Consider the following 1,572-nt stretch of genomic DNA (forward strand, 5'->3'; position numbering starts at 1 on the left):
ACTTGCGATGCTGTCACTACAAACTCAGAGATTGGATCAGCAAGTCAGCCAGTTCCGAGTTTAAGCTCTGATATTTGAAATTGATGCGAAACAGCCCGCTGATGTGCGGGCTCTTTTTTAGCTGATGTTTAACGTAGCTTTTCGCCAATTGGATTTAATCAATTAAATCTGGACTTGACCTCAAAACTCTGTACAAACACTCGCCGTTTTTATCATCAATTTACACACTTTTTGACCCGTCCACTTGTACACAGAAAAGTGTGATTTCCAACACAATATCTTCAAATCTGAGAGTTCTATTGCACCTTTACAACAAACGCATTCGACAAGCGTATAGAAACGTAAATTTTGTTGTATGTACAACACTGGGTAATTATCATTCTAACTAATTTGTTTGGGATAGATGCATATCCACTAATCATAATCGAGCCATTCAGAACGCATTGAATTGGATATTTGTAGGGCTTGCAAAATAAGAGAGATGTTTCATGAGACGTAGAACCACGCTATCGCTGCTGATTGCATCGAGCCTGTTTATGGCGGGATGTCAACCAAGCCAAGAAGGAACTGAGCAAGGTGGTGGCGCCGCTCCCGCAACCGAAGTGAATGTGTTGACGGTTGAACCTGTTCGACAAGCTTTGACGGTTGAGTTGCCGGGCCGCAGCCGTGCATTTAAAGAGGCGGAAGTCCGCCCACAGGTAACGGGTATTATTTCAGAACGTAACTTTGTTGAAGGTGGCGTTGTGGAAAAAGGTCAGTCGTTGTACCAAATTGATGACTCTTCATTTCAAGCGGATTTGCTTAGTGCAGAAGCGGAGCTGATTCGTGCGCAAGCTTCTGAAGAATCGACGTTTGCAACCGTTAAACGTTACCGCGCATTGATTACCAAGAAATCGATCAGTCAACAAGATCTGGATGAAGCAGAAGCGGCTTACAAAGAAGCGAAAGCGCAAGTGCTCGTAGCCAAAGCGAAGATCAATACTGCAAAGATCAATTTGACTTATACCCGTGTGAAAGCGCCGATCAGTGGCGTGATCAGCAAGTCAAATGTGACTGCGGGAGCGTTGGTTACGGCAAACCAAGCCGACAAGCTAACGACGATTCAACAACTTGATCCGATCAACGTGGATATCGTTCAGTCTTCTGCTCAATTGCTACGACTAAAAGCGGCGCTTTCTCAAGGCCACATGCAAGAAGATCAATCTGCGCAAGTCGCATTGACGCTTGAAGATGGCTCGACTTACGAGCACAAAGGCACAATGAAGTTCACGGAAGTTAACGTGGATGAAAGTACGGGAAGCGTGACTTTGCGAGCGGAATTCCCAAATCCTGATGGTTTACTTCTTCCGGGTATGTTCGTGCGTGCGACCGTGATTACTGGTGTTGACCCTAGCGCGATTTTGATCCCGCACAACACCGTGACTCGCGATGCAACAGGTAAAGCTTCGGTGATGACGGTGAGTGCTGATAATACTGTTGCGATTACGCCAGTCATCACGGCGGAAGTTATAGACAACCAATGGCGCATCATTGATGGATTAAAAGCCGGTGACCAAGTCATTACGGCGGGTT

The 1,572-nt window shown here is 45.9% G+C and carries 1 protein-coding gene; it reads left to right on the forward strand.

Annotated elements, in window-relative coordinates; translation table 11 throughout:
* Positions 1-488: 488 nt before the first annotated feature.
* Positions 489-1,572, forward strand: a 1,084-nt coding sequence (gene vmeA, locus R7E00_RS22975; protein ID WP_318124530.1) for a multidrug efflux RND transporter periplasmic adaptor subunit VmeA, incomplete at its 3' end; no start/stop codon positions are given.

Source organism: Vibrio sp. Vb1755, assembly GCF_033338635.1.
GTDB classification, from domain to species: Bacteria; Pseudomonadota; Gammaproteobacteria; order Enterobacterales; family Vibrionaceae; genus Vibrio; species Vibrio alginolyticus.